The organism is Bacteroidota bacterium, from assembly GCA_030706565.1.
Taxonomy (GTDB): Bacteria; Bacteroidota; Bacteroidia; order Bacteroidales; family JAUZOH01; genus JAUZOH01.
On record JAUZOH010000481.1, the window covers coordinates 1 to 2672 of the forward strand.

Sequence of the window (2672 nt, forward strand, 5' to 3'; positions counted from 1 at the left end):
AATCATCATTCCACCGGGGAAGGCATAATTTTCCAATAAAACCTGATGAATAATACCTGCTCCCGGTTTCCAGAAACCTATTCCATATTTATTGGTCACAGACGACAGGAAATCATAAACTTCTTTATTGATTTCCAAGGCATTTTTTAAATCTTCGGCTGCACCGTTTTTGGCTTTTATTAAATGATCGCAGTGAACAGTAGCAGGTACGGCAGTTCTTTTTCTTCCGGCCTGCATAAACTGCAGCAATGCCATCTGCGCCGTTGCATCCTGCATAGCAACACGATCGGGATTAAAGTTGACATAGTCTCCACCTCTGGTAAAAATATGGCTGTGGCTTTCCTTAGACAAATGAGCATAAAGTATTTTTTCTGTCAGACTCATAGGCCTGCCAAGTAATTCCGAAGCTTTCTTAACCTTAGCCGGCATCTCTTTATAAAATGCCCGGATTGTAGTGATATCAAATGCCATAATAATATTTTTTCAAAGTGAATTTCCCAATAAAACTAATTATCCATTTATTCTTACATTCTTTTGCAAATATATACAGTATGCTTGAAATTTCATGCAAAAGTCAAAAACTATCAATAAAATTAAAACATAAAAAGTGCATTTTTAAAATCAGATTTCAGTATAGAGAAATATATTTTCTTCTGATTTATAGGAGATTATTTTAATTTTTCATTTGTAGATAAAAAAAAATGATTATTTTTAATCAGTTGTTAGAGGGTGTTTATAACAAATCCACCAAAGATCCAGAGAATGAGAATAAAAGGATTATTTTCGGAAAACCTTAAGATATCGCTTAAATCGATAAGGGCCAATCTAATGAGGACAACCATTACGGTGCTTATTATTTCGTTTGGAATTATGGCACTGGTGGGTATACTTACCGCAATTGATTCCATTAAAAATTCCATCAACAACCAGTTTGCCAGGATGGGGGCCAACACTTTCAGCATTACCAGCCGGCCAATTCATTTTCATCATGAAGGGCATAGCCGCGTAAAAAATTTTGATAACATAACCTATTTCCAGGCCAGGAGCTTTAAAGAAGAATATAAATTCCCCGCCGTGGTATCTATTACTACAAATGCAACAGGAATTGCAACCCTAAAATATCATAGCAAAAAAACCAATCCCAATGTCAGGGTGTTGGGAACCGATGAAAACTATGCTTTCACTTCGGGTTACGAAATCAGCCGGGGAAGGAATTTTTCAGAAGAGGAAATACAATCCAGTCGCCACGTTACCGTGGTAGGATCAGAAATCATCAAAAATCTTTTTGAACCCGGTGAAAATCCTATTGATCAGGTGATTTCTATTGGAAGCGGGAAATATAAAATTATTGGGGTTTTTAAAGAAAAAGGATCTACCATGGGTGGTATGGGCGACCGCTTTTGTCTGCTTCCTTTTACCAATGTAAGGGAATATTTTCCATTACCTAACAGGAATTTCACAATAAGTGTAACCCCACATGATGGCAAATTGCTGGATATTGCAATTGGAGAAGCCGAAGGCATTTTCAGGGTAATTAGGAAGCTGAATATAAAAGACGATTCGGATTTTTCGATTGAAAAAAGCGATAATCTGGCCAACATGCTCATTGAAAATCTAAAATACGTAACCATTGCAGCTACAATCATTGGAATCATCACCCTGTTTGGAGCCGCCATTGGCCTGATGAACATCATGCTGGTTTCAGTGACCGAACGTACTCAGGAAATCGGAATAAGGAAAGCAATTGGAGCCAAGGCCCAGCTGATTAAACAACAATTTCTGATCGAAGCCATCATGATTGGACAAATGGGAGGGTTTCTGGGGATCATTCTTGGAATCCTTATTGGCAACTTTGTTTCTTTCCTAACCCATTCAGCATTTATTATTCCATGGTTTTGGATTTTAGGGGGTGCAGTGCTTTGCTTTTTTGTAGGCCTGGCTTCAGGATATTTCCCGGCCGTGAAGGCATCCCGCCTTGATCCGATCGAATCGCTGCGCTATGAATAAAATATTTAAGGACCAATATTTATAAACAACAAATCATGCAGGATTTAATTATTGAAAAGACGAATAATTTTCCATCCGTGCATTTTAGCCCTTCAACAGGGATATTAAAATTTGAGGGCCGGTCCATACCCGAAGATGCGGTGAAATTTTACAGTCCCTTGTTGGAATGGATCAAGGAATATTTTAAAAATCCCTCCGATAAAACAAGATTTGATATCCATTTGGAATATGTGAACAGCGGATCTTCAAAATTCCTTTGGTCTATTTTAAAATATGCGGAAATTTCGCAAAAAAAAGGGAAGGATGTAATTGTGGATTGGTTTTATGATGAAGATGATGAAGCCTTGCTGGAATTGGGAGAACAAATTAAATCGTCTATAGAACTTCCTTTCCACATCATTGAAATTAACTAATAACATATAACAAAAAAGCTGCCCTTTAGCAGCTTTTTTTGTTATATGAAAGTAATCAAATTACTTTACAGTATCCATGTGTTTGATCAATTCAAGAACTTTGTTGGAATATCCCCATTCGTTATCATACCAGGAAATAATCTTAACAAAATTATCATTCAAAGCAATACCTGCTTTAGCATCAAAAATGGAAGTGTGAGAATCACCCAGGAAATCGCTGGAAACGACATCGTCTTCAGTATAACCCAGAAT

At 37.1% G+C, this 2672-nt stretch carries 4 protein-coding genes; 2 read left to right on the forward strand and 2 right to left on the reverse strand.

Annotated features, from left to right (window positions below; translation table 11 throughout):
- Nucleotides 1-471, reverse strand: a 471-nt coding sequence (locus tag Q8907_15790; protein ID MDP4275731.1) for an aconitase family protein, incomplete at its 3' end; no start/stop codon positions are given.
- A 291-nt stretch (nt 472-762) separates the two neighbouring features.
- Between Q8907_15790 and Q8907_15795 the strand changes: the two genes are divergently transcribed.
- Nucleotides 763-2007: an ABC transporter permease gene (locus Q8907_15795; protein MDP4275732.1), complete on the forward strand. Its 1245-nt coding sequence runs from the start codon at nt 763-765 to the stop codon at nt 2005-2007.
- Between the two features lie 35 nt (nt 2008-2042).
- The gene (locus tag Q8907_15800) at nt 2043-2420 is read left to right on the forward strand and encodes a DUF1987 domain-containing protein (protein MDP4275733.1); all 378 of its coding nucleotides are present in this window, start codon (nt 2043-2045) and stop codon (nt 2418-2420) included.
- A gap of 60 nt (nt 2421-2480) precedes the next feature.
- On the opposite strand, the gene Q8907_15805 is transcribed toward Q8907_15800, so the two are convergent.
- A partial coding sequence (locus tag Q8907_15805; GenBank protein ID MDP4275734.1) for a type I glyceraldehyde-3-phosphate dehydrogenase occupies nt 2481-2672 on the reverse strand: 192 nt, incomplete at its 5' end.

What these genes read in the sequence shown, in the direction of transcription:
- Q8907_15795 (MDP4275732.1), top strand. Translation starts at nt 763, where the DNA reads ATGAGAATAAAAGGATTATTTTCGGAAAACCTTAAGATATCGCTTAAA.
- Q8907_15800 (MDP4275733.1), top strand. Translation starts at nt 2,043, where the DNA reads ATGCAGGATTTAATTATTGAAAAGACGAATAATTTTCCATCCGTGCAT.